Source organism: Porcibacter vitabionis (assembly GCF_046263795.1).
Lineage (GTDB): Bacteria > Bacillota > Clostridia > Lachnospirales > Lachnospiraceae > Lachnocurva.
In genome coordinates this window covers 165,576-185,817 of the sequence record NZ_JBJYZD010000003.1, presented here as the reverse complement: position 1 = coordinate 185,817, position 20,242 = coordinate 165,576, and the positions used below count along the sequence as shown (strand labels likewise).

Genomic DNA, 20,242 nt, shown 5'->3' with positions numbered 1-20,242 from the left:
TACCCCGGACATAAATGTGTCCGGCCTTTTTATACCCGTTTTCAAATAGTTTTGCAGCTCATCCGTTACCTTATGCCGCTTCTTAGCCAGCCAAATAGGACATAGCTGTGTCCGGGGTTCAAAGCTCCTTTTTTGGCATCATAAAGATGTCCTCAAGCGACAGCCCTTGATCAAGGCTGACCCGAACGTTTGGTGATGCACCTGCAAACGAGGACATTGCTCATAGGGTAAGCAAGCCTCCATGACAAAAGGAGACAAGAGCATGTCAAACGAAGACTGGATGATCAATCTGGAAAACACAGCAGACGAGGTTGCCGGTATCTGCGGAAGCGAAGTTGTTCGCTTCATTCTCAAGGAGCACGGTGCAAGAAGCATCTACGACCTGAATCCGGGCGACTACGAAGAAGTATTCTCTGAGCTTTATGCCTACATCGAGAACTACGACTGACAACTGAATACGAAAGTCCTTCGGTCCTATCGTCCAGCTAACGATCAGACCAAGGCAAGGTAATTCCCTGCTCCACTCGGTGCGCCCTACCGCGGATAGACGAGTGCATCTCCGGATGGAGCAGGCAGCAAGACAAATTTGGTTCAGCTTCATGCACAGCTGGCCGCCAATTAGAAACGGGGTAACCCGCTTAGGTGGCCTGAATGAAGGAAAAATTGAATCTGTCATCACCGGCTCCCCGTTTCGGAAAGAAACGAGGAAGCCAAGATGGCAATCGAAGTCAAACAAGTAAATTTTTATGACAACGAAAGAGTTTATGCAACAGTAGAAGTTAAGACCTATGAGGATGGACGCGTTGAAATCGTACCTCCTGACGGATACCGGATGTATCCAATGGATATTGAGACCGCTGACACCTCGGCACACAGCTTTGTACCAGAACTTATCCGCATGTGGTGGAAAGGCAGTCGTCGGTACAAATGCTACATGGTACCCGTCCTTGAGGAACTGTTTAATGCGATGATGCGGCCTGACTGGTCAGAGGATAAGCGTAATCTTCGTTCACATAAGTGCCGTGTTGAAGGTGCCCATGGAACACCGATCATCTGCCGCAGGGCATCCTGCACCGGCTGTCCAAATGCCGGGAAGGATATGGAGACAAATCAGACATCCTATATCGAAGACCTGAAGAAGAACAGCGACTGGGAACCTGCCACAGAGGACATCACGAGCACTGAAGCTATGGGGCGTATTTTATACGACGAGCTTATTAACTTTCTTGCGAAGCATCAGAAAAAACTGGCTCAAATCAAGCTGCTCGAGGATGAAGGTTTTAGTGTGAATGAAATTCATAAAATACTGGATCTTCCCAGCAACACAATCTATTCCGATCGGAAGCGGATAAAGAAGCTGGAAAGTGAATTCTTCAAAGAGGATTAACACGATAGGAGGCGGTGCAGATGAAGATTCTGCATCGCCTTTTTTCTATTCCTTCTCAAATAGCCTTTCCACAGTCACAACCCTTGAAAATAGCAAAGCCACAGTCACGCCAGTCAAAAATTCATCCAAATAGCCTTCCCACAGTCACGCCAGACCAACTTTTACATTTTTTCTATAAGAAAACGCGGCACCCGCCTCTCTTCTCAGAAAGACGGATGCCGCAGAAATGGCTTAAACACGGGCTTTATAGCCACTTTTTCAATTTGTCCTCGTTAGTAGAGCCACGGTCTCCACATGCACGCTGTGCCCGAACTGGTCTACCGGGCAGACCTTCTTCAACTCATAGGCCCCATCTGCACAGAGGATCTTCAGATCCCGGGCAAGTGTTGCAGGGTCGCAGGACACATAGACGATTCGTTCCGGTGCCGCTGCCAGAATGGTCATAAGGACAGAGGGCTCGCATCCCTTCCTGGGCGGGTCGAGCACGATCACATCGGCCGGTCGGCCGGAAATATAGACCGACCCCAAGGCTTGCTCCTGCGCCGATAGTTTTCCGAAATCGGACTTCCCCTTCTCAATCAGCCTCGGCAGGACATCCTCGGTTGCTCCGGCATAGAAATCGGCATTACTGATCCCATTTCTTCTGGCATTCTCCTTGGCGTCCTGAATAGCCTCCGGTATGATTTCAATTCCGGTCACGTGACCTGCATTTCTTGCCAGGAAAAGCGAAATGCTTCCGATCCCGCAATAGAGATCATAGACATTCTCCTCTCCGGTCAGGCCGGCATATTCGAGTGCCTTTCCATAGAGTTTCTCCATCTGAAGCGGATTCACCTGGAAAAAGGATCGCGGCGAGATACGAAATGCGATATCACCGATCATATCCGTGATGGTATCCTCTCCCCACAAGGTCTTGGTTTCCCGGCCGAGAATCACATTGGTTCTGTCGCGGTTTATATTTAATGTCAGAGAAGCAAGATCAGGGGATGCCATACGCAGAGCTTCAAGCAGGGACTCTGCCGCCGGGATCCGGTTTCCGTTCGTCACCAGGCAAACCATGGTTTCTTTGGTGTGAATGGCCTGACGGATCAGGACATGGCGAAGCAGGCCCTGACCGGTGGTCTCATCATAAGGCTGGACGCGATTTTTCTGCATCCAGGAAAGAATGGCTTTCAGAATCTTCTGATTTTCCAAAGCTCCGATCCGGCAGTCAGTGCAAGGCACAATACGATGACTATGCGGCGCATAGAAACCGGCGATTGGCCTGCCCTGCTTGTCTTTTCCGATCGGATACTGGGCCTTATTTCGAAAGCGCCAGGGGTCCTCCATTCCGATGATGGGTTCAGAGATCTCCCGGATCCGGCTTTCCGGGAAACCGCCAACCCGAATCAGAAGATTTTGCACATGCTTTTCCTTCCAGCGAAGCTGGGCAGCATAGTCCATCTCCTGGAGCTGGCATCCGCCGCACTGCCTGGCAATCGGGCAGACTGGCACGACGCGATCTTCGGACGGCTCCTCCACGGAGATCAGACGGGCATAGGCATAATTTTTCTTTTTCTTGGTAATGCCTGCCCGGATCCGATCCCCCGGGATTGCCCCGGGGACAAAGACTGCCATTCCCATGGCATGTCCGATCCCTTCCCCGTGGATGCCCAGATCCTCGATTTCCAATTCGATCTCATCATTTTTCTGCATGCGTTTTCCTTCACTAGGATCCTGGCCTTCTGGCCGATCCTTTGATTGAAAAAGCAGGAAAGGTCTCTTCTCCTGCTCTCCCTTACATCTCTATGATTCGTAAGACTCTCCTAGATCTCCTCTGAAGTCCTCCGGATATTGGTCTCCATATAGCGGTTATAGCCCTGCCACTCGGTGTTTCCGGGAACCGTATTTTTTAATGCTTCCTTCATGGTTTCCATCTTGGCATCGGTATTGTCCGCCTGGGATAGCGCAATTGCCTCAAGTAAGGCCGGTTTCTTCGGAGAGCCATACTCCAGCTCGCCGTGATGGGAGAGGATACAGTGGATCAGCTCCTCTGCCTTCTTATGCGGAAAGTGGGGGATGTCACGAATCTTGTCCCGCAGCATGCAGGCTCCGATCACGATGTGCCCGACAAGCTGACCCTCATCCGTATAATCATTCTGGGGATAGGGAGAGATCTCTTCGAGTTTCCCGATGTCGTGGCAAAGCGCTGCGGTGATCAAAAGGTCCCGGTCCAGCATGGGATAATGCTTTGCATAGAAATTACAGATCTGCGCCACGGAAAGGGTATGCTCCAAAAGTCCCCCGACATAGCCATGATGAACGCTTTTGGCTGCCGAATGGAAACAGAAACGTTTCTTGAAATCCGGATCTTTGAAGAAGCCTTCCAAAAGTTCCTTCAAATAATCTGTTTTGACCGAATCCACCAGACGAAGCAGTTCGCCATACATTTCCTCAATATCCTTATCCGTCGAAGGGAGATAGTCCGATGCCTTATAGGTCCCCTCCTGGGCCTTTCTTACCTGATTCAGGCGAAGCTGCAAAGCATTGTTAAAGGTTGTCACATCCCCGCTCAGCTCGACGTATTCCCCTTCCTCGACGTCATCAAATGCCGGATCATTGGGTGACCAGATCTTCCCTTCGATGGTGCCTGTCTTATCCTGCAAGAGCAGAGACTGATAGGGCGCACCCTTCTTGGTCACTCCGTTTGTCACCTTCCGGACGAGAAAGATGTTATTCTGAACCTTTTTTCCTTCCGCCAGATCTTCAATAAATACCATGATAGACTCCAATTCTAAGCTTTTTTCAGCCCTTTCATTATACTTTTATCCCCTGGCCCTGTCTATAAAATATAGACCAGCACCTTCCTTTCCCCTTCTGTTCTCTCATCCACTTTGACCTGAAAATGTAAACCCAATCCATCCTTTCCCCTTCTGTTCTCTCGTCCACTATGACCTGAAAATGTAAAGCCAATCCATCCTTTCTCCTTCTGTTCTCTTGTCCACTTTGATCTGAAAATGTAAACCCAATCCGTCCTTTCTTTCGCGTGTTCATGTTATAATATTTTTGTCCATGCAATCGAAAGTTTGATAGGAAAATCATATGAATCCAAAGGTATATCACACACTTGAATTTGATAAAATCATTGACCGCCTGACCAGCCTCGCTTCTACCGAGCGTGGCAAGTCCTATTGTCAGAAACTGACTCCAATCACCAATCTCGAGAAGATTAAGGCCCGGCAGCAGGAGACCGAGGACAGCCTGCAGCGGATCTACCGCAAAGGCTCTGTCTCCTTTGGCGGAGTCACGGATGTCACTCCCTTCCAGAGGCGGCTGGAAATCGGCGGTTCTCTGAATGCAGGAGAACTCCTTCAGATCGCCTCCCTTCTCTCGGCAGCAGGTGCTGCCGCCCGCTACGGGGACACAGGGTCAGATGAGAGTGCGCGTGACTCTCTCTCTGCCTATTTCGAAGGCCTCTCCCCGGTCCGCCCCCTCTACGATGAGATCCATCGCTGTATCCTTTCTGAAGACACCATTGCCGATGATGCTTCCCCGGAGCTTCGAACGATACGGCGTTCTCTCACCGGTCTGGATGAAAAGATCCGTTCCGAAATGAACCGTATGCTGACCGGAAGCGCCCATGATTATCTCCAGGATGCCATCGTGACCATCCGGGACAATCGTTATTGTCTTCCCGTCAAAGCTGAGTTCAAATCCCAGGTCGCAGGTATTGTCCATGACCAGTCTTCTTCCGGCCAGACCCTTTTCATAGAGCCAATGGCCGTGGTAAATCTGAATAATCAGAGAAAAGAGCTGGAGCTGGATGAGAAAAAGGAGATTGAGAAGATCCTGGCAAGACTTTCTTCCATGGCCTTCGAACATATGGCGGAAATCGAGACCGATTTTAAGCTTCTTTCAGAGTTGGATTTCATTTTTGCAAAGGGGAAGCTTGCCGAGGAAATGCAGGCAGTTTCTCCGGAATTCAACGAAGACGGCCAGATTGATCTCCGTGACGCCAGGCACCCTCTTCTGGACCCGGATCAGGTCGTTCCGATCCAATTGAATCTTGGTCTTACATTTGACCAGCTCATTGTCACGGGTCCTAACACGGGTGGTAAGACGGTTTCCCTGAAGACCTGCGGACTTCTGACCCTGATGGGCCAGGCAGGGCTCCATATTCCGGCAGCATCCGGCAGCCGTTTGTCCGTCTTCCACAATGTCTATGCTGACATCGGTGACGAACAGTCCATTGAGCAATCCCTGTCGACATTTTCCAGCCATATGGTCAATATCATCCGGATCCTACGCTCTGTCGAACAAAGTCCGAATACTGCGCTGGTCCTTTTCGATGAGCTCTGTGCCGGAACGGATCCCGCGGAAGGTGCGGCCCTTGCGACCTCGATTCTGGCCAAGCTCCATACCGAGGGAGTCAAGACCATGGCAACGACGCATTACAGTGAGTTGAAGGAATACGCTCTTGCGACACCAGGCGTTGAAAATGCTGCCTGCGAGTTCTCTGTGGAAACCCTGTCCCCGACTTATCGTCTCCTGATTGGTGTACCGGGGAAATCAAATGCCTTTGCAATCTCAACAAAGCTTGGTCTCACTTCGGATATTATTGACGATGCGAGATCCCGCATGACAGAGAGAGCGCAGTCTTTCGAAGACCTTCTGACCGACCTTGAGGAGAGAAGAACTGCCCTGGAGAAGAAGGAGGCCAGCCTCTTAAGCGATCGGGAAGCCTTTGACCGGAGGATGGCAAAATTATCAGAGGATGAGAGGAAAGTCTCTGCTGAGAAAACGCGTGTCCTTCAGGATGCTTCCGCGGAGGCCGCCCGAATCCTGAAAGCTGCCAAGGATGAAGCTGACCAGACCATCCGTTCTTTCCGGAAAATGAAGACGGAATCGCCGGATCTTCGAAAGATGGAGCAAGAGCGGACTGCTTTGGGCAAGAAATTGTCAGATGCAGAATCCAAAGCTTCGGAACGTGCTATGACAAGGCATGTACAGTCGGCAAATAGCGGAGCCATCAATGTGAAAAATCTGCACGTTGGGGACAGTGTCCGCGTGCTTTCTATGAATATGAATGGAACGATCCACAAATTGCCGAACTCAAAGGGAGAACTCGAGGTGCAGATGGGCCTCATTAAGTCGAAAGTCAAGCTCTCTGACATTCAGCTTCTGGGAGACGAGACAACAGCTGAGCGCTTCCGAAGGGAAATGAAGGAGAAACGCAGGGCCCAGGCCGGCGTCAGCCCTAATAAGAATATTGCATCCTTCAGTAAGGCCGCTACCATTTCTCCGGAGATCAAATTACTGGGGCTTACAGGGGATGAAGCAATTACCAAATTGGATAAGTACATCGATGATGCCTATATCTCTCACTTGAAGGAGGTCCGCATCGTTCACGGCAAGGGTACCGGTGCCCTTCGACGGGCGGTTCAGCAATATCTGGATGGAAATATGTATGTCAAGGAATACCACCAGGCTGCTTACGGCGAAGGCGATGCAGGGGTTACGATTGCAAGACTTGGATAAAAAGACTTGAAAACCTGGATAAAAAATTTGGATTAAAAGACTTGAAAACTTGGATAAAAAAATCCCGCAGCATTTGCTGCGGGATTTCTATTTCGATCACTCAAAGCTGTAGATATTAAACCAGCTCAAGAAGAACTTCCAGAGCGCCGTCACCCTTACGCTGACCAATCTTTACAATACGGGTATAACCGCCCTTACGGTCTGCGTACTTCGGTGCGATCTCATCGAAAAGCTTATTCGGAAGGTTAACAACCTTAGTCTCAGACTTCTTCTCACCCTTTACAGTTACAGGGTAAAGGAACTTCAGCATCTGACGACGTGCATGGAGACGGGAAGGAAGGTCCTTCTTAATCTTCTTGTCAACGGTCTCGAACTTGGTAACCTTCTTACCATCAACAACTTCCTTGACACGCTTGCCGTCTTTATCCTTTACAGGAACCTTAGCCTGAACGGTAACTTCTTCGAAGTTATCCTTCTCACGAATTGCAAGAGCGATGTACTTCTCAGCAATCTTAGATACTTCCTTGGCCTTAGCTTCGGTTGTGATGATTCTGCCATTGTTCAGAAGCATTGTTACCTGGTTTCTGAGCAGGGCTTTTCTCTGGGAAGATGTTCTTCCTAACTTTCTATACTTTGCCATGATATTTCCTCCTGATATTGGATTGGGTGGTTACTACCTCGAAATGCCATATGGACTTACTTCCTCGGCAGATGTCTCTAGCCACTCTGAGGACTACAGGGCCGTACGCCTCGGATTTACCGGCTCTGCAGCTTCAAATTTGGCATATGAATTAACTTCGGATCCGGCCTACATTTCAGCATAAGTCAAATCCTGCAGCGGATTACTCCTCCGCGGTACGAAGATGAAGTCCGAGCTCGTCAAGCTTGGCAAGAACTTCATCCAAAGACTTCTTTCCAAGGTTCCGAACCTTCATCATCTCTTCCGGGGACTTGTTGCAAAGTTCCTCGACTGTATTGATGCCGGCTCTCTTCAGACAATTGTATGAACGAACGGAGAGCTCGAGCTCATCGATCGTCATGTCCAGAACAACCTTCGGTCCCTCTTCCTTATTATCAACCATGACTTCCGTATTCTTTGCATTATCGGAAAGGTCGATGAAGAGGTTCAGATGCTCTGCGAGAACCTTGGCTGCAAGGCTTAATGCCTCATCCGGGCCAAGAGCTCCGTTTGTATAGACATCCAGTGTCAGCTTATCGAAGTCGGTCTGCTGACCTACACGGGTGTTCTCAACCGTAATATTTACACGCTCGATCGGGGTGTAAATGCTGTCGATTGCAATGACACCGATCGGAGTATCATCGGACTTGTTACGGTCAGACGGTACATATCCGCGGCCATTCTCAATTGTGAGATCCATGTAGAGCTTGCAGTCGCTGCCGCCATTCAGATGAGCAATAACAAGGTCGGGATTGACGATCTCGACGTCATCGGACTCGATCTGGATATCGGATGCCTTGACAACTCCCTCGCCCTCGAAGTCAATATAAGCCTTCTTGGGTTCGTTGTTGCCGCTGTTGTCACGGATTGCAAGATTCTTGATATTCAATACGATCTCAGTCACATCTTCCTTCACACCGGGGATGGAGCTGAACTCGTGAAGAATGCCATCGATCTTGATCTTTGTTACTGCGGTACCGGGAAGAGAAGAAAGCATGATACGGCGAAGGGAATTTCCCAGTGTTGTACCATAGCCTCTTTCAAGAGGTTCCACAACAAAGCGACCATACTTATGGTCATCTGACATTTCTGCGATTTCAATATTGGGTTTGTTGAAATCTAACACTTGCGATCCTCCTTTGACCTATATTTACAGACTACTCAAGCGTACTTATTACTTGGAGTACAACTCGACAATCTGTAGTTCATCTACAGGTACATCGATCTGATCTCTGTTCGGAAGATTCTTGATGGTTGCCTTCCAGTTCTCGGCATCCACATCAAGCCACTCAGCAACAGCACGGCCATTGGTGGTCTCAGCGATATCCTTGAATCTCTGAAGAGACTTCTTATTCTCAACTGCTTCGATGACATCTCCAGCCTTGCAGAGGTAGGAAGGGATGTTGATCTTCTTGCCGTTAACGGTGAAGAGCTTGTGGTCTACCATCTGACGAGCCTCGCGACGAGTACGAGCGAAACCTGCACGGAAAACGATATTGTCCAGACGGCTCTCAAGCATGGTCATCAGGTTTTCACCGGTCTGACCCTTCATACGGTCTGCCTTCTCATAGTAGTTACGGAAAGGCTTTTCCAGAACGCCGTAGATGAACTTAGCCTTCTGCTTTTCCTTCAGCTGCAGACCGTACTCAGAAACCTTCCGACGGCTGTTCTGAGGATGTCTCTTAGACTTCTTATCATAACCAAGATATACAGGATCCATACCGAGGGATCTGCATCTCTTTAAGATCGGGGTTTTATTTACTGCCATTGTATTCTTTCCCTCCTAATTAGACTCTTCTACGCTTCGGCGGACGGCATCCGTTGTGAGGTACGGGAGTTACATCCTGAATGGAAGTTACATTGATTCCGTTTGCTGCAAGAGCACGGATCGCTGCTTCTCTTCCTGAGCCAGGTCCCTTAACGAATACATCAACTGTCTTAAGTCCCGAAGGAGCTGCAGCCTTTGCTGCGGTCTCTGCTGCCATCTGTGCAGCGTACGGAGTAGATTTCCTTGAACCTTTGAAGCCAAGTCCACCTGCGGAAGCCCAGGAGATTGCATTACCCTGTGCATCTGTCAGTGTTACGATCGTGTTATTAAACGATGCCTGAATATGTGCCTGGCCATGTTCAACGTTTTTTCTAACGCGCTTTTTTGTTACTCTTTTTGCAACTTTAGCCATAGTGAAACTAACCTACTTTCTTAGTCTTATTACTTCTTCTTATTTGCGATCGTCTTACGCGGTCCCTTACGGGTACGAGCGTTTGTCTTGGTCTTCTGTCCACGGACAGGAAGTCCCTTTCTGTGACGAATTCCTCTGTAGCATCCGATCTCGGTAAGTCTCTTAATATTCAGAGAGACATCTCTTCTGAGATCACCTTCTACTTCAACACCAAGAGTGTTGATTGCGTCAGCAAGCTTTCTGACTTCATCATCTGTCAGATCCTTGCAGCGTGTGTCTCCATTGACCCCGGATTCTGCGAGAATCTTGTCTGCAGTAGTTCTGCCGATTCCGTAGATATATGTGAGGCCGATTTCAATTCTCTTTTCTCTTGGTAAATCTACACCTGCGATACGAGCCATGTGTATTTACACCTCCAAATGATCGTGAATGGGGGAAGACATATCCCCGTCTATAGTACCGAGCTTCCCTCACAGCAGCTCTGACGTGTCCGCCAGCCTGAAATGTGTGCTTTTACGTTCCGCTCTTTTTTTTCTGCCAGAGACAGAAAATGGTGAGTCTTATTCCCCGGTATGAATGGAATAAAGCTCACAGTAGATGCAGCTATCCTGCAACTCTTGTATTATGAACAGTTTGGCTCATGTCAAACTGCAGCCGCCATAATACACATGCACTATCAAGGCCAAACCTTAAAGGATCAGCCCTGAACCTGCTTGTGCTTCGGGTTCTCACAGATGATTCTGATCTTACCCTTTCTCTTGATAACCTTGCACTTATCGCACATAGGCTTTACAGAAGATCTTACCTTCATGAGGTCCTCCTTCCTTCATCAAAACAAGCTCTACACCCCGTATTTTCGGGCGCTTCAGGGCATATTACCCCTCTGCTTCCAAAAAACGTCCGTGTACCATTATATCTGCGTTGTCAATTAATGTCAACGATTATTTATCTCTCCAGATGATTCTTCCTTTTGTAAGATCATAGGGAGACATCTCAATCGTAACTTTATCTCCCGGAAGGATCCGGATGTAATTCATACGAAGCTTTCCACTGATATGCGCTAAGATTTCCAATCCGTTTTCCAGTTTCACCTGGAACATTGCATTTGGAAGTTTTTCCAGAACTGTGCCTTCCAGTTCAATGATGTCAGCCTTGGACAAATCGATTCCTCCTGATACTGATTACTCTGCGTCTTCCAAAACCTCGGACAGCCTCTCGACTTCCTGATCCGCACCAGCATCTCCGCTTACTTCCACAATGATGCCGGCTCTGTGGTAGTACTCAATCAGGGGTTCGGTCTGTTCGTGATAGACTTCAAGACGTTTCTTTACTGTTTCTTCGGCGTCATCAGCTCTCTGTACCAGCTTGGATCCGCATTTATCACAAATGCCCTCCTGTTTCGGTGGCAGTGTAATGATATGATAGACGGCGCCGCATTTCGGGCAGGACCTTCTTCCGGACATACGCTTGACAATTTTATCATCTGACAGGATGACATTTAATGCGTAATCCATTTGTTCATCCTTTTCATCCAGAGCATCTGTCAAAGCTTCTGCCTGAGGAATTGTTCTGGGAAATCCGTCCAGAATAAATCCCTTCTTACAATCCTCCTGACCGATCCGGTCCATAACAAGATCGCATGTCAGCTCATCCGGAACCAAAAGTCCCTGATCCATATAAGACTTTGCTTTCTTGCCGAGCTCCGTTCCGTTTTTAATGTTTGCACGGAAGATATCTCCGGTAGAGATATGAGGAATTCCGTACTTTGCAGAAAGACGGGACGCGATGGTTCCCTTTCCTGCGCCTGGTGCTCCTAACATCACAATCTTCATATTATCTCCTTATATACCTTTGGAGATACAGGGAAACCCAGTATCTCCAATGAACAGGTACCTTCTACTCACTCAAGAATCCGCGATAGTTACGAACCATCATCTGGGATTCAATTTGCTGTAATGTCTCAATGACAACGCCGACCACGATGATAATTGATGTACCACCAAAGGAAACATTGGCATTAAATAATCCGTTCAGTGCAATCGGAACAACCGATACAATCGTAAGTCCGATGGCGCCGATGAAAACGACATAATTCAGTATGCTGGTCAGATAATCACTGGTGGGCTTACCCGGACGAATACCGGGAATGAAACCGCCCGACTTCTTCATGTTATCTGCGATCTCCAGCGGATTGAACGTGATTGAAGTATAAAAATATGCAAATACAATGATCAGGAATACATAAAGTACTGCACCTAATGAATAGATCCAGTTGGCTGTATCAAACCAGTTGGACTCGGACAGACCTCTGAGAACTTTGGACCAGAAACCTGATCCCTGTCCTTTTCCGAGGAATGCCGCGATAATTACAGGTGTCTGCATGATCGACTGAGCGAAGATGACCGGCATAACGCCACCGGTATTGACCTTCAACGGAATATTGGTGGATGTTCCGCCGTAAGTCCGTCTGCCCTGTAATTTATTCGAATATTGAACCGGAATTCTACGTTCTGCACCCTGAAGTACAACAACCATAACAACGATACCGATAATGATCGCTGCAATAATTGCTCCTGCCAGAATTAATCTTGCCGGAGTTTTTCCCTTCATAAATAAATTATAGAGGGATGTAAGATCCTGTGGCATACGGGAGATAATATTGATGATCAAGACTATGGAAATACCATTTCCAACACCATGTTCCGTAATACGCTCACCCAGCCACATCAGGATGGTGGATCCAGCTGTCAGCACAGCGACCAGGGTAACCACATTTAAGATTCCCTTGAAATTCAGACCAAAGCTGGTCAGATATCCGGATCTTCCGAAGCCGATTGCCATCGCAATTGACTCCATCAGAGAGAGTCCTACCGTGATATAACGCGTGATCTTAGTTATAAATTCACGACCCTTTTCCCCGTCACGTGCAATTTCTTCCAGCCTCGGGAATGCGATTTCCAAAAGCTGAAGAATAATCGATGATGTAATATAGGGCGTAATGTTCAGAGCGAAGATACTCATTCGCTCCAGAGATCCGCCGGTAATTGCATCAAAGAAATTCAGCGAGTCTCCTGCTGATCCAAAAAGGCTGTCAAAGACGCCTTCCTGGATACCCGGTGCCGGGATCTGTGATCCGATCCGGATAACGATCAGCATGAGAAATGTGAATCCTATCCTTCTTCGCAGATCTTTAATCTTGAAAGCATTGCGAAGTGTAGTCAGCATTAGATCACCTCGGCAGAACCGCCTGCATTTTCAATCTTCTCTTTTGCAGAAGCGCTGTAAGCATTTACCTTGACATTGAGCTTCTTTGTAAGATCGCCATTGCCAAGGATCTTGATGCCATCACGTGCATTCTTAACAAGTCCGGCTTCCTTCAATGCTGCAGCATCAACCGTTGCACCATCTTCGAAACGCTCCAGATCAGATACATTGATTGCAACAATGATCTTGGTGTTTCTGTTATGGAAACCTCTCTTCGGAATACGACGGTACAGAGGCATCTGACCACCTTCGAAACCAGGTCTCGGTGCTCCGGAACGAGCCTTCTGACCCTTATGTCCCTTACCGGCAGTCTTTCCATTTCCTGAGCCGTGTCCACGGCCTCTTCTGAAGGTATTGCTATGTACAGAACCCTCAGCAGGAGTTAAATTGGATAAATCCATTATGTGACCTCCTTATTTATCTTATGCGTCGATCTCTTCAACTTTTACCAGATGACGAACACGCTGAATCATTCCGCGGGTTGCATCGTTATCCGGCAGCTCGTTAACGGAGTTGATCTTATGAAGACCAAGAGCCTCTACCGTCTTCTTGTTCTTGGGAACAGCGCCGATGGTAGACTTAACAAGTGTGATTCTTAACTTCTTAGCCATGATAAACCTCCTTAACCAAGTACTTCTTCTACGGACTTGCCGCGAAGGCGAGCTACTTCCTCGGGAGCCTTAAGGCTTTCCAGAGCTTCGATCGTTGCGAGAACAACGTTCTGCTTATTCGAGGAACCAAGAGACTTGGTACGGATATTCTTGATACCTGCAAGGTCACATACCGCACGGGCAGGACCACCGGCGATGATACCGGTACCTTCGGGAGCAGTCTTCAGGAGAATGGTAGCTCCTGTGTGCTTACCGATAATGTCATGAGTGATGCTGTTTGCATCATTCATCTTGACTTCGATCAGGTGCTTCATGGCGTCTTCCTTGCCCTTACGGATAGCTTCGGGAACTTCGGCAGCCTTGCCCATTCCGGCACCTACGTGACCGTTACGATCACCTACTACGACCAGAGCAGCGAAACGCATATTACGTCCGCCCTTAACTGTCTTCGATACACGCTTGATAGTTACGACCTGGTCCTCTAATTCAAACTGACTTGCGTCGATGATTGTACGCTTCATGTAATGTTCCTCCTTAAAATTCCAGGCCAGCTTCACGTGCTGCATCAGCCAGGGCTGCAACCTTACCGGCATAGATATAGCCGGCACGGTCAAATACGACCTCTTTGATTCCGGCATCCAGTGCCTTCTTTGCGATTGCTGTGCCAAGTGCTGCAGCGGCTTCTACATTGTCTGTATGTTCAAGGCTGCTCTTTAAATCCTTATCCAGAGTAGATGCGGATACAAGAGTCTTACCAGCTTCATCATCGATGATCTGTGCATACATATTGCTGTTGCTTCTGAAGACAGCGAGACGCGGTCTCTCAGCAGTTCCTGCAAGATGATTTCTTAATCTTCTGTGCTTCTGCTCGCGAACGACAGCTCTAGATTTTTTATTAATCATTCTTTCTCACTCCTTCAATTATTTTTTACCAGTCTTACCGGCAAGACGACGTACATGCTCATCCGCATAACGGATACCCTTGCCCTTGTAAGGCTCCGGTGCTCTCTTCTCACGGATGTTTGCTGCATACTGTCCAACCTTTTCCTTATCAATACCGGAAACGATGATGTTATTTCCATCGAGCTTGGATTCAATGCCCTCAGGATCTTCCATCTCAACCGGATGAGAATAGCCAAGATGAAGGGTGAGCTTCTTTCCGGACTTCTCAGCACGATAGCCGACACCAAGGATCTGAAGAGTCTTGGTATAGCCCTCGGTTACGCCGATGACCATGTTATGGATCAGGGTTCTGGTAAGGCCGTGAAGAGACTTCATTCTCTTCAGGTCGTTCGGTCTGGAAACGATTACTTCATTTCCCTCGACTTTGATCTCCATTTCTGGAGCGAGTGCTCTTGTAAGGGTTCCCTTAGGACCTTTTACAGTCACAAGATTATTTTCTGCAACCTCAACTGTTACGCCAGCAGGGATTGCGATTGGCATTCTTCCAATACGTGACATGCCCGTACCTCCTAATTGGTGTTTGATATCCGGCTTCTAACAGCCGGATAGGATCAAATAGTAGTTAAAAATGTATGATGATTACCATACATATGCAAGGACTTCACCGCCGACGCCAAGCTTACGAGCCTGCTTGTCAGTTACGATGCCCTTGTTGGTGGACAGGATTGCAATACCCAGTCCGCCGAGAACAGAAGGAACTTCATCCTTACCGGCATATACACGAAGACCCGGCTTTGAGATCTTCTTGATTCCGGAGATGACCTTTGTGTTCTTATTGTCGTTATATTTCAGAGTTACACGGATTGCTTCGAACTTACCGTCCGGAACGATCTCGTACTTCTCAATGTAGCCCTCGTCTACAAGAATGTCTGCGATAGCAACCTTGATTCTGGACTTCGGGATGTCTACGGTATCATGCTTTGCAGTATTTGCATTACGAATTCTTGTAAGCATATCTGCGATGGGATCACTAATATTCATGATTCTACTTTCCTCCTTATCCGATTACCAAGATGCTTTCTTTACGCCCGGGATCTCGCCCTTATATGCAAGCTCACGGAAGCAAACACGGCAAATGCCATATTTCTTAAGCACGGAGTGCGGACGACCGCAGATTCTGCAACGGGTATAAGCTCTGCTGGAGAACTTAGGTGCACGCTGCTGCTTAATCTTCATTGATTTCTTTGCCATTATGATCCTCCTAATTACTTAGCGAAAGGCATTCCGAACAGGCGGAGTAACTCACGTGCCTCTTCATCGGTCTTTGCAGTTGTTACGAAAATAACGTCCATACCTCTTACCTTGTCGACCTTATCAAATTCGATCTCAGGGAAGATGATCTGCTCTTTCAGACCAAGCGCATAGTTTCCACGTCCATCAAAGGAGTTGGGATTTACGCCACGGAAGTCACGTACACGAGGCAGTGCTAAGTTAACCAGACGATCAAGGAAGTCATACATCTTGTCGCCACGAAGAGTGGTCTTGCATCCGATTCCCTGACCCTCACGGATCTTGAAGTTTGCTACGGAGTTCTTAGCCTTCGTAACAACAGCATGCTGACCGGTGATTGTCTCCATATCTGCTACTGCAGCTTCCAGGAGCTTTGCGTTTTCCTTAGCTTCACCAACGCCCATGTTTACGACGATCTTCTCAAGCTTGGGAATTTCCATTACATTCTTGTATCCGAACTTCTCCTGCATCTTGGCAGCGATCTCGTTCTTATACATTTCTTTCAGTCTACTCAACGAATTTTCCTCCTTTCCGGTCAGTATTAATCAATGTTCTTGCCGGTAGCCTTAGCTACACGAACCTTCTTGCCGTCCTCAACCTTGAAGCCGACACGAGTTGTCTTACCGTCAACCAGAAGCATTACATTGGAGATATCGATCGGAGCTTCCTGCTCGATAATTCCGCCGTTCTGATTCTGCATAGAAGGCTTTACATGCTTCTTGATCATGTGAACGCCCTCAACGACAACACGATGATTCTTGTGGTCGATGGTGAGAACCTTGCCTTCGTTATTCTTATCTGCACCGGCGATCACACGAACGGTATCGCCAACTTTAATCTTACTTGCCATCGTGTACCTCCTTACAGTACTTCCGGAGCAAGGGAAACGATCTTCATGAATTTCTTATCACGAAGCTCTCTTGCAACCGGTCCAAAGATACGGGTTCCGGTAGGAGTGCCGTCATCCTTGATGATAACTGCAGCGTTCTCATCGAATTTGATGTAAGAACCATCCTTACGGCGAACGCCTCTCTTCGTACGTACAACTACGGCTGTTACTACAGCACCCTTTTTAACAACTCCGCCAGGTGTTGCTTCTTTGACCGAAGCTTTAATGACGTCGCCAATGTTTGCATATCTTCTGGTAGATCCGCCAACGACACGAATGCAAAGGAGTTCCTTCGCTCCGGTATTGTCGGCAACAGCTAATCTGCTTTCCTGCTGTACCATTATGCAGCCTCCTTATTATTCGAATTATTTTGCCTTCTCTACGATCTCAACCAGTCTCCATCTCTTGTCCTTAGACAGGGGTCTGGTCTCCATTACACGAACGGTGTCTCCCTCGTGTGCGGCATTATTCTCATCGTGTGCCTTCAGCTTGTAGGTCTTCTTTACGATCTTCTTGTAAAGAGGATGACGCTCGTTATCATGAACAGCAACAACGATGGTCTTGTCCATCTTATCGCTTACAACGACACCAACACGTGTCTTTCTAAGATTTCTCTCTTCCACGAAAAACTCCTTTCTCATCGCATAAGCGATTAGTCTGCCATGCGCTTCTCAGTAAGCATGGTCTGAATGCGGGCAATATTCTTCTTTACCTCTTTGATCCGGCTGGTGTTATCCAACTGGTTCGTTGCATTCTGGAATCTCAGGTTGAAGAGTTCCTTCTTAGCATCGGTAAGCTCTGTATTAAGTTCGGCCTCTGATTTTGCTCTCAGATCCTGTACATAATTCTTAGTTTTCATTTGCTACACCGCCTTCTACGCTCTCTCGTGCAACGATCTTGCAAGTGCACGGAAGTTTGTGGGATGCGAGACGAAGTGCCTCTTTGGCTGCATCTTCCGGTACTCCGGAGATCTCGAAAAGAACACGTCCCGGCTTAACAACAGCTACCCAGTGATCTACAGGTCCTTTACCTTTACCCATTCGAGTACCAGCCGGCTGAGCTGTAATCGGCTTGTCCGGGAAGATACGGATCCATACTTTACCACCACGCTTGATATATCTTGTCAGGGCTACACGGGCTGCCTCGATCTGATTGGACTTGATCCAGCAAGGTTCGGTTGCTACCAGACCAAAATCACCCATTGCTACCTTATTTCCCTTGGTAAGCTTTCCAGAAAGAGATCCACGGAACTGCTTTCTGTGCTTAACTCTCTTAGGCATTAACATTAGCGGTTACCTCCTTCTTTAACTTTCTTCTGCGGAAGGACTTCTCCCTTATAGATGTAAACCTTAACACCTACTTTGCCGTAAGTTGTATCAGCTTCAGCAAAACCGTAGTCGATGTCAGCACGCAGAGTCTGAAGAGGAATTGTGCCATCGCTGTAAGACTCGCTTCTTGCGATATCAGCACCGCCAAGACGTCCGGAACAGGTTGTCTTGATACCCTGAACCTTGTTGGACTTCATTGCACGTCCCATAACGGACTTCATTGCACGACGGAAGGAGATACGATTCTCAAGCTGCTGAGCAATATTCTCAGCTACCAGCTGAGCATCTTCATCCGGACGCTTAACTTCCTTGATGTCGATCAGGAGCTTCTTGTCCGTCAGCTTCTGAGCTTCTGCTCTAACCTTATCGATCTCAGCGCCGCCCTTACCGATTACTACGCCGGGCTTTGCAGTATAAACGATTACCTTAACTCGGTCAGATGCTCTCTCAATATCGATCTTAGAAACACCTGATGCGTACAGCTTCTTCTTAAGGAAGGTACGGATCTTGTGGTCCTCAACCAGGTAATCTGCGAATTCTTTTTCAGCGTACCACTTGGAATCCCAATCCTTGATAACGCCGACTCTTAAGCCATGAGGATTGACTTTCTGTCCCATGTTCTTCCTCCTTCTTACTGCTTCTCATCCAGCACAATAGTGATATGGCTCATGCGCTTCTCAATACGATAAGCACGGCCCTGTGCTCTCGGGTGGATTCTCTTCATTGTCGGTCCCTTATTTGCATAGCACTCTGCTACGTAAAGGTTGGATCTGTCCATTCCGTTATTGTTCTCAGCGTTTGCAATTGCGGAATTCAGAAGCTTTAAAACTACAGAAGAAGCATATCTCGGATTATAAGTTACGATTGCAAGTGCAGTATCTACATCCTTGCCACGGATTGCATCCAGAACGAAGCAAGCCTTCTGAACAGACATTCTAGCGAAAGAAAGCTTCGCTGAAGGTCTGGTATCTCTTTTTTCGTTTCTCTCACGCTTAATCTGGGATCTATGTCCTCTAGCCATGATAGAAACCTCCTTTCAGTCCTATTATTTACCTGCTAATGCAGCCTTTCTTTCATCACCATTTCCGTTGTGGCCATGATAAGTTCTGGTCAGAACGAACTCGCCAAGCTTATGGCCGACCATGTCCTCTGTGATGTATACAGGCACATGTCTTCTTCCATCATGTACAGCGATGGTAAGTCCAACCATCTGAGGGAAGATTGTAGAGCGACGGGACCATGTCTTGATGACGGTCTTGTCACCGGACTTTACTACTGCATCGACCTTCTTCAGAAGCTCTGCATCTGCGAAAGGTCCTTTCTTTAATGAACGAGCCATGCGGTACCTCCTTATTTAATCGCTCTGCCGTCTCTTCTTCTTACGATAAGCTTGTTGGAATGCTTCTTGGCCTTTCTGGTCTTAAGTCCAAGAGCAGGCTTACCCCAAGGAGTAGAAGGACCGGGACGTCCTACAGGAGCCTTACCTTCACCACCACCATGAGGATGGTCATTCGGGTTCATGACGGAACCACGAACAGTCGGTCTCCAGCCCATGTGTCTCTTACGTCCGGCCTTACCGATCTTAACCAGGTTGTGATCGCCGTTTCCAACGATACCGATGGTTGCGCGGCAAGCCAGAGGAACCATACGCATTTCTCCGGAAGGAAGACGAAGGGTTGCATAACCGTTTTCCTTAGCCATCAGCTGTGCAGAGTTACCAGCGGAACGAACCATCTGGCCACCCTTGCCCGGATAAAGCTCAATATTGTGTACAGAAGTACCTACCGGAATATTCTCCAGAGGAAGGCAGTTACCTACACGAACTTCAGCCTCAGGACCATTGGATACAACCATGCCGTCGGTCAGGCCTGCAGGTGCAAGGATATAGGACTTTGTGCCGTCTGCATAAGCAATCAGAGCGATGTTAGCGGTACGATTCGGATCATACTCAATACCGAGAACCTTTGCAGGGATACCGTCCTTGCGTCTCTTGTAATCGATGATTCTGTACTTCTTGGTGTTTCCGCCGCCGTGATGACGAACGGTGATCTTACCCTGATTGTTACGTCCAGAATTCTTCTTGATCTTAACGACAAGGGATTTCTCAGGAGTCTTCTTGGTGATCTCGGAGAAATCAGAGCCGCTCATATTTCTTCTGGAAGGCGTATACGGGTTATATGTCTTAATTCCCATT

General features: G+C 47.9%; 31 protein-coding genes. 3 read left to right on the top strand and 28 right to left on the bottom strand.

Features of this window, described 5'->3' with window-relative positions:
* The first annotated feature begins 262 nt into the window (after positions 1 to 262).
* Positions 263 to 448: a hypothetical protein gene (locus tag ACKX2L_RS04100; protein ID WP_497552663.1), complete on the top strand. Its 186-nt coding sequence runs from the start codon at positions 263 to 265 to the stop codon at positions 446 to 448.
* Positions 449 to 715: 267 nt separating this feature from the next.
* On the top strand, positions 716 to 1,387 hold the full coding sequence (locus ACKX2L_RS04095) for a hypothetical protein (protein WP_497552662.1): 672 nt from the start codon (positions 716 to 718) through the stop codon (positions 1,385 to 1,387).
* 258 nt (positions 1,388 to 1,645) lie between these two features.
* Here ACKX2L_RS04095 and rlmD read toward each other — a convergent pair whose 3' ends face one another.
* Together rlmD and ACKX2L_RS04085 are read right to left on the bottom strand one after the other, a co-directional pair.
* Positions 1,646 to 3,082 (bottom strand): 23S rRNA (uracil(1939)-C(5))-methyltransferase RlmD, encoded by a 1,437-nt coding sequence (rlmD, locus tag ACKX2L_RS04090; protein ID WP_497552661.1) that lies wholly within the window; start codon positions 3,080 to 3,082, stop codon positions 1,646 to 1,648.
* A 110-nt stretch (positions 3,083 to 3,192) separates the two neighbouring features.
* Entirely contained in the window at positions 3,193 to 4,146 is a 954-nt protein-coding gene (locus tag ACKX2L_RS04085; RefSeq protein WP_497552660.1) for a 3'-5' exoribonuclease YhaM family protein, read from the bottom strand.
* Positions 4,147 to 4,468: 322 nt separating this feature from the next.
* Here ACKX2L_RS04085 and ACKX2L_RS04080 point away from each other — a divergent pair, with 322 nt between their 5' ends.
* On the top strand, positions 4,469 to 6,904 hold the full coding sequence (locus ACKX2L_RS04080) for an endonuclease MutS2 (protein ID WP_497552659.1): 2,436 nt from the start codon (positions 4,469 to 4,471) through the stop codon (positions 6,902 to 6,904).
* A 115-nt stretch (positions 6,905 to 7,019) separates the two neighbouring features.
* Here ACKX2L_RS04080 and ACKX2L_RS04075 read toward each other — a convergent pair whose 3' ends face one another.
* From ACKX2L_RS04075 to rplB, 26 genes are all read right to left on the bottom strand, one after another.
* On the bottom strand, positions 7,020 to 7,544 hold the full coding sequence (locus ACKX2L_RS04075; protein ID WP_497550254.1) for a bL17 family ribosomal protein: 525 nt from the start codon (positions 7,542 to 7,544) through the stop codon (positions 7,020 to 7,022).
* 202 nt (positions 7,545 to 7,746) lie between these two features.
* Positions 7,747 to 8,709 (bottom strand): DNA-directed RNA polymerase subunit alpha, encoded by a 963-nt coding sequence (locus tag ACKX2L_RS04070; RefSeq protein ID WP_497552658.1) that lies wholly within the window; start codon positions 8,707 to 8,709, stop codon positions 7,747 to 7,749.
* Positions 8,710 to 8,757: 48 nt separating this feature from the next.
* The gene (gene rpsD, locus ACKX2L_RS04065) at positions 8,758 to 9,351 is read right to left on the bottom strand and encodes a 30S ribosomal protein S4 (RefSeq protein ID WP_497550256.1); all 594 of its coding nucleotides are present in this window, start codon (positions 9,349 to 9,351) and stop codon (positions 8,758 to 8,760) included.
* A 19-nt stretch (positions 9,352 to 9,370) separates the two neighbouring features.
* Positions 9,371 to 9,763 (bottom strand): 30S ribosomal protein S11, encoded by a 393-nt coding sequence (rpsK, locus tag ACKX2L_RS04060; protein WP_497550257.1) that lies wholly within the window; start codon positions 9,761 to 9,763, stop codon positions 9,371 to 9,373.
* Positions 9,764 to 9,792: 29 nt separating this feature from the next.
* A complete protein-coding gene (rpsM, locus tag ACKX2L_RS04055) occupies positions 9,793 to 10,164 on the bottom strand; it encodes a 30S ribosomal protein S13 (RefSeq protein WP_497550258.1) in 372 nt (123 codons plus the stop codon).
* A 296-nt stretch (positions 10,165 to 10,460) separates the two neighbouring features.
* Complete coding sequence (gene rpmJ, locus ACKX2L_RS04050; protein WP_497550259.1) at positions 10,461 to 10,574, bottom strand: 50S ribosomal protein L36; 114 nt, start codon at positions 10,572 to 10,574, stop codon at positions 10,461 to 10,463.
* Positions 10,575 to 10,704: 130 nt separating this feature from the next.
* On the bottom strand, positions 10,705 to 10,923 hold the full coding sequence (gene infA, locus ACKX2L_RS04045; RefSeq protein WP_497550260.1) for a translation initiation factor IF-1: 219 nt from the start codon (positions 10,921 to 10,923) through the stop codon (positions 10,705 to 10,707).
* Positions 10,924 to 10,944: 21 nt separating this feature from the next.
* Positions 10,945 to 11,595 (bottom strand): adenylate kinase, encoded by a 651-nt coding sequence (locus ACKX2L_RS04040; protein ID WP_497550261.1) that lies wholly within the window; start codon positions 11,593 to 11,595, stop codon positions 10,945 to 10,947.
* Between the two features lie 64 nt (positions 11,596 to 11,659).
* Positions 11,660 to 12,988 (bottom strand): preprotein translocase subunit SecY, encoded by a 1,329-nt coding sequence (gene secY / locus ACKX2L_RS04035; RefSeq protein ID WP_497550262.1) that lies wholly within the window; start codon positions 12,986 to 12,988, stop codon positions 11,660 to 11,662.
* Positions 12,988 to 13,428 (bottom strand): 50S ribosomal protein L15, encoded by a 441-nt coding sequence (gene rplO / locus ACKX2L_RS04030; RefSeq protein ID WP_497552657.1) that lies wholly within the window; start codon positions 13,426 to 13,428, stop codon positions 12,988 to 12,990. The genes secY and rplO overlap by 1 nt, the downstream gene beginning before the upstream one ends.
* Positions 13,429 to 13,449: 21 nt before the next feature.
* A complete protein-coding gene (rpmD, locus tag ACKX2L_RS04025; RefSeq protein ID WP_497550264.1) occupies positions 13,450 to 13,638 on the bottom strand; it encodes a 50S ribosomal protein L30 in 189 nt (62 codons plus the stop codon).
* Positions 13,639 to 13,649: 11 nt separating this feature from the next.
* The gene (rpsE, locus tag ACKX2L_RS04020; RefSeq protein WP_497550265.1) at positions 13,650 to 14,159 is read right to left on the bottom strand and encodes a 30S ribosomal protein S5; all 510 of its coding nucleotides are present in this window, start codon (positions 14,157 to 14,159) and stop codon (positions 13,650 to 13,652) included.
* Positions 14,160 to 14,172: 13 nt separating this feature from the next.
* Positions 14,173 to 14,541, bottom strand: a complete 369-nt coding sequence (gene rplR / locus ACKX2L_RS04015; RefSeq protein WP_497550266.1) for a 50S ribosomal protein L18 — start codon at positions 14,539 to 14,541, stop codon at positions 14,173 to 14,175.
* A gap of 18 nt (positions 14,542 to 14,559) precedes the next feature.
* Positions 14,560 to 15,099 (bottom strand): 50S ribosomal protein L6, encoded by a 540-nt coding sequence (rplF, locus tag ACKX2L_RS04010; RefSeq protein WP_497550267.1) that lies wholly within the window; start codon positions 15,097 to 15,099, stop codon positions 14,560 to 14,562.
* An 81-nt stretch (positions 15,100 to 15,180) separates the two neighbouring features.
* Positions 15,181 to 15,582 (bottom strand): 30S ribosomal protein S8, encoded by a 402-nt coding sequence (gene rpsH / locus ACKX2L_RS04005; RefSeq protein ID WP_497550268.1) that lies wholly within the window; start codon positions 15,580 to 15,582, stop codon positions 15,181 to 15,183.
* Positions 15,583 to 15,606: 24 nt separating this feature from the next.
* Complete coding sequence (locus tag ACKX2L_RS04000; RefSeq protein WP_497550269.1) at positions 15,607 to 15,792, bottom strand: type Z 30S ribosomal protein S14; 186 nt, start codon at positions 15,790 to 15,792, stop codon at positions 15,607 to 15,609.
* A gap of 14 nt (positions 15,793 to 15,806) precedes the next feature.
* Positions 15,807 to 16,346: a 50S ribosomal protein L5 gene (gene rplE / locus ACKX2L_RS03995; RefSeq protein WP_497550270.1), complete on the bottom strand. Its 540-nt coding sequence runs from the start codon at positions 16,344 to 16,346 to the stop codon at positions 15,807 to 15,809.
* Between the two features lie 26 nt (positions 16,347 to 16,372).
* Positions 16,373 to 16,681 (bottom strand): 50S ribosomal protein L24, encoded by a 309-nt coding sequence (rplX, locus tag ACKX2L_RS03990; RefSeq protein WP_497552656.1) that lies wholly within the window; start codon positions 16,679 to 16,681, stop codon positions 16,373 to 16,375.
* 11 nt (positions 16,682 to 16,692) lie between these two features.
* Complete coding sequence (gene rplN / locus ACKX2L_RS03985) at positions 16,693 to 17,061, bottom strand: 50S ribosomal protein L14 (protein ID WP_497550272.1); 369 nt, start codon at positions 17,059 to 17,061, stop codon at positions 16,693 to 16,695.
* Positions 17,062 to 17,085: 24 nt separating this feature from the next.
* Entirely contained in the window at positions 17,086 to 17,343 is a 258-nt protein-coding gene (gene rpsQ, locus ACKX2L_RS03980; RefSeq protein ID WP_497550273.1) for a 30S ribosomal protein S17, read from the bottom strand.
* Between the two features lie 29 nt (positions 17,344 to 17,372).
* Positions 17,373 to 17,579: a 50S ribosomal protein L29 gene (gene rpmC, locus ACKX2L_RS03975; protein WP_497550274.1), complete on the bottom strand. Its 207-nt coding sequence runs from the start codon at positions 17,577 to 17,579 to the stop codon at positions 17,373 to 17,375.
* Positions 17,569 to 18,006: a 50S ribosomal protein L16 gene (rplP, locus tag ACKX2L_RS03970; RefSeq protein WP_497550275.1), complete on the bottom strand. Its 438-nt coding sequence runs from the start codon at positions 18,004 to 18,006 to the stop codon at positions 17,569 to 17,571. Before rplP ends, rpmC begins: the two co-directional genes overlap by 11 nt.
* On the bottom strand, positions 18,006 to 18,665 hold the full coding sequence (gene rpsC / locus ACKX2L_RS03965) for a 30S ribosomal protein S3 (protein ID WP_497550276.1): 660 nt from the start codon (positions 18,663 to 18,665) through the stop codon (positions 18,006 to 18,008). The genes rplP and rpsC overlap by 1 nt, the downstream gene beginning before the upstream one ends.
* Before the next feature lie 14 nt (positions 18,666 to 18,679).
* Positions 18,680 to 19,069, bottom strand: a complete 390-nt coding sequence (rplV, locus tag ACKX2L_RS03960) for a 50S ribosomal protein L22 (protein ID WP_497550277.1) — start codon at positions 19,067 to 19,069, stop codon at positions 18,680 to 18,682.
* Positions 19,070 to 19,093: 24 nt separating this feature from the next.
* Complete coding sequence (rpsS, locus tag ACKX2L_RS03955; protein WP_497550278.1) at positions 19,094 to 19,387, bottom strand: 30S ribosomal protein S19; 294 nt, start codon at positions 19,385 to 19,387, stop codon at positions 19,094 to 19,096.
* A gap of 11 nt (positions 19,388 to 19,398) precedes the next feature.
* Positions 19,399 to 20,241 carry a 50S ribosomal protein L2 gene (gene rplB / locus ACKX2L_RS03950; protein ID WP_497552655.1) on the bottom strand — a complete coding sequence of 281 codons (843 nt, stop codon included), beginning with the start codon at positions 20,239 to 20,241 and terminating at the stop codon, positions 19,399 to 19,401.
* Position 20,242 lies beyond the last annotated feature (1 nt).

What these genes read in the sequence shown, in the direction of transcription:
- ACKX2L_RS04100 (WP_497552663.1), top strand. Translation starts at nt 263, where the DNA reads ATGTCAAACGAAGACTGGATGATCAATCTGGAAAACACAGCAGACGAG.
- ACKX2L_RS04095 (WP_497552662.1), top strand. Translation starts at nt 716, where the DNA reads ATGGCAATCGAAGTCAAACAAGTAAATTTTTATGACAACGAAAGAGTT.
- rlmD (WP_497552661.1), bottom strand. Translation starts at nt 3,082, where the DNA reads ATGCAGAAAAATGATGAGATCGAATTGGAAATCGAGGATCTGGGCATC.
- ACKX2L_RS04085 (WP_497552660.1), bottom strand. Translation starts at nt 4,146, where the DNA reads ATGGTATTTATTGAAGATCTGGCGGAAGGAAAAAAGGTTCAGAATAAC.
- ACKX2L_RS04080 (WP_497552659.1), top strand. Translation starts at nt 4,469, where the DNA reads ATGAATCCAAAGGTATATCACACACTTGAATTTGATAAAATCATTGAC.
- ACKX2L_RS04075 (WP_497550254.1), bottom strand. Translation starts at nt 7,544, where the DNA reads ATGGCAAAGTATAGAAAGTTAGGAAGAACATCTTCCCAGAGAAAAGCC.
- rpsD (WP_497550256.1), bottom strand. Translation starts at nt 9,351, where the DNA reads ATGGCAGTAAATAAAACCCCGATCTTAAAGAGATGCAGATCCCTCGGT.
- rpsK (WP_497550257.1), bottom strand. Translation starts at nt 9,763, where the DNA reads ATGGCTAAAGTTGCAAAAAGAGTAACAAAAAAGCGCGTTAGAAAAAAC.
- rpsM (WP_497550258.1), bottom strand. Translation starts at nt 10,164, where the DNA reads ATGGCTCGTATCGCAGGTGTAGATTTACCAAGAGAAAAGAGAATTGAA.
- rpmJ (WP_497550259.1), bottom strand. Translation starts at nt 10,574, where the DNA reads ATGAAGGTAAGATCTTCTGTAAAGCCTATGTGCGATAAGTGCAAGGTT.
- ACKX2L_RS04040 (WP_497550261.1), bottom strand. Translation starts at nt 11,595, where the DNA reads ATGAAGATTGTGATGTTAGGAGCACCAGGCGCAGGAAAGGGAACCATC.
- secY (WP_497550262.1), bottom strand. Translation starts at nt 12,988, where the DNA reads ATGCTGACTACACTTCGCAATGCTTTCAAGATTAAAGATCTGCGAAGA.
- rplO (WP_497552657.1), bottom strand. Translation starts at nt 13,428, where the DNA reads ATGGATTTATCCAATTTAACTCCTGCTGAGGGTTCTGTACATAGCAAT.
- rpmD (WP_497550264.1), bottom strand. Translation starts at nt 13,638, where the DNA reads ATGGCTAAGAAGTTAAGAATCACACTTGTTAAGTCTACCATCGGCGCT.
- rpsE (WP_497550265.1), bottom strand. Translation starts at nt 14,159, where the DNA reads ATGAAGCGTACAATCATCGACGCAAGTCAGTTTGAATTAGAGGACCAG.
- rplR (WP_497550266.1), bottom strand. Translation starts at nt 14,541, where the DNA reads ATGATTAATAAAAAATCTAGAGCTGTCGTTCGCGAGCAGAAGCACAGA.
- rplF (WP_497550267.1), bottom strand. Translation starts at nt 15,099, where the DNA reads ATGTCACGTATTGGAAGAATGCCAATCGCAATCCCTGCTGGCGTAACA.
- rpsH (WP_497550268.1), bottom strand. Translation starts at nt 15,582, where the DNA reads ATGAATATTAGTGATCCCATCGCAGATATGCTTACAAGAATTCGTAAT.
- ACKX2L_RS04000 (WP_497550269.1), bottom strand. Translation starts at nt 15,792, where the DNA reads ATGGCAAAGAAATCAATGAAGATTAAGCAGCAGCGTGCACCTAAGTTC.
- rplX (WP_497552656.1), bottom strand. Translation starts at nt 16,681, where the DNA reads ATGGCAAGTAAGATTAAAGTTGGCGATACCGTTCGTGTGATCGCCGGT.
- rplN (WP_497550272.1), bottom strand. Translation starts at nt 17,061, where the DNA reads ATGGTACAGCAGGAAAGCAGATTAGCTGTTGCCGACAATACCGGAGCG.
- rpmC (WP_497550274.1), bottom strand. Translation starts at nt 17,579, where the DNA reads ATGAAAACTAAGAATTATGTACAGGATCTGAGAGCAAAATCAGAGGCC.
- rplP (WP_497550275.1), bottom strand. Translation starts at nt 18,006, where the DNA reads ATGTTAATGCCTAAGAGAGTTAAGCACAGAAAGCAGTTCCGTGGATCT.
- rpsC (WP_497550276.1), bottom strand. Translation starts at nt 18,665, where the DNA reads ATGGGACAGAAAGTCAATCCTCATGGCTTAAGAGTCGGCGTTATCAAG.
- rplV (WP_497550277.1), bottom strand. Translation starts at nt 19,069, where the DNA reads ATGGCTAGAGGACATAGATCCCAGATTAAGCGTGAGAGAAACGAAAAA.
- rpsS (WP_497550278.1), bottom strand. Translation starts at nt 19,387, where the DNA reads ATGGCTCGTTCATTAAAGAAAGGACCTTTCGCAGATGCAGAGCTTCTG.
- rplB (WP_497552655.1), bottom strand. Translation starts at nt 20,241, where the DNA reads ATGGGAATTAAGACATATAACCCGTATACGCCTTCCAGAAGAAATATG.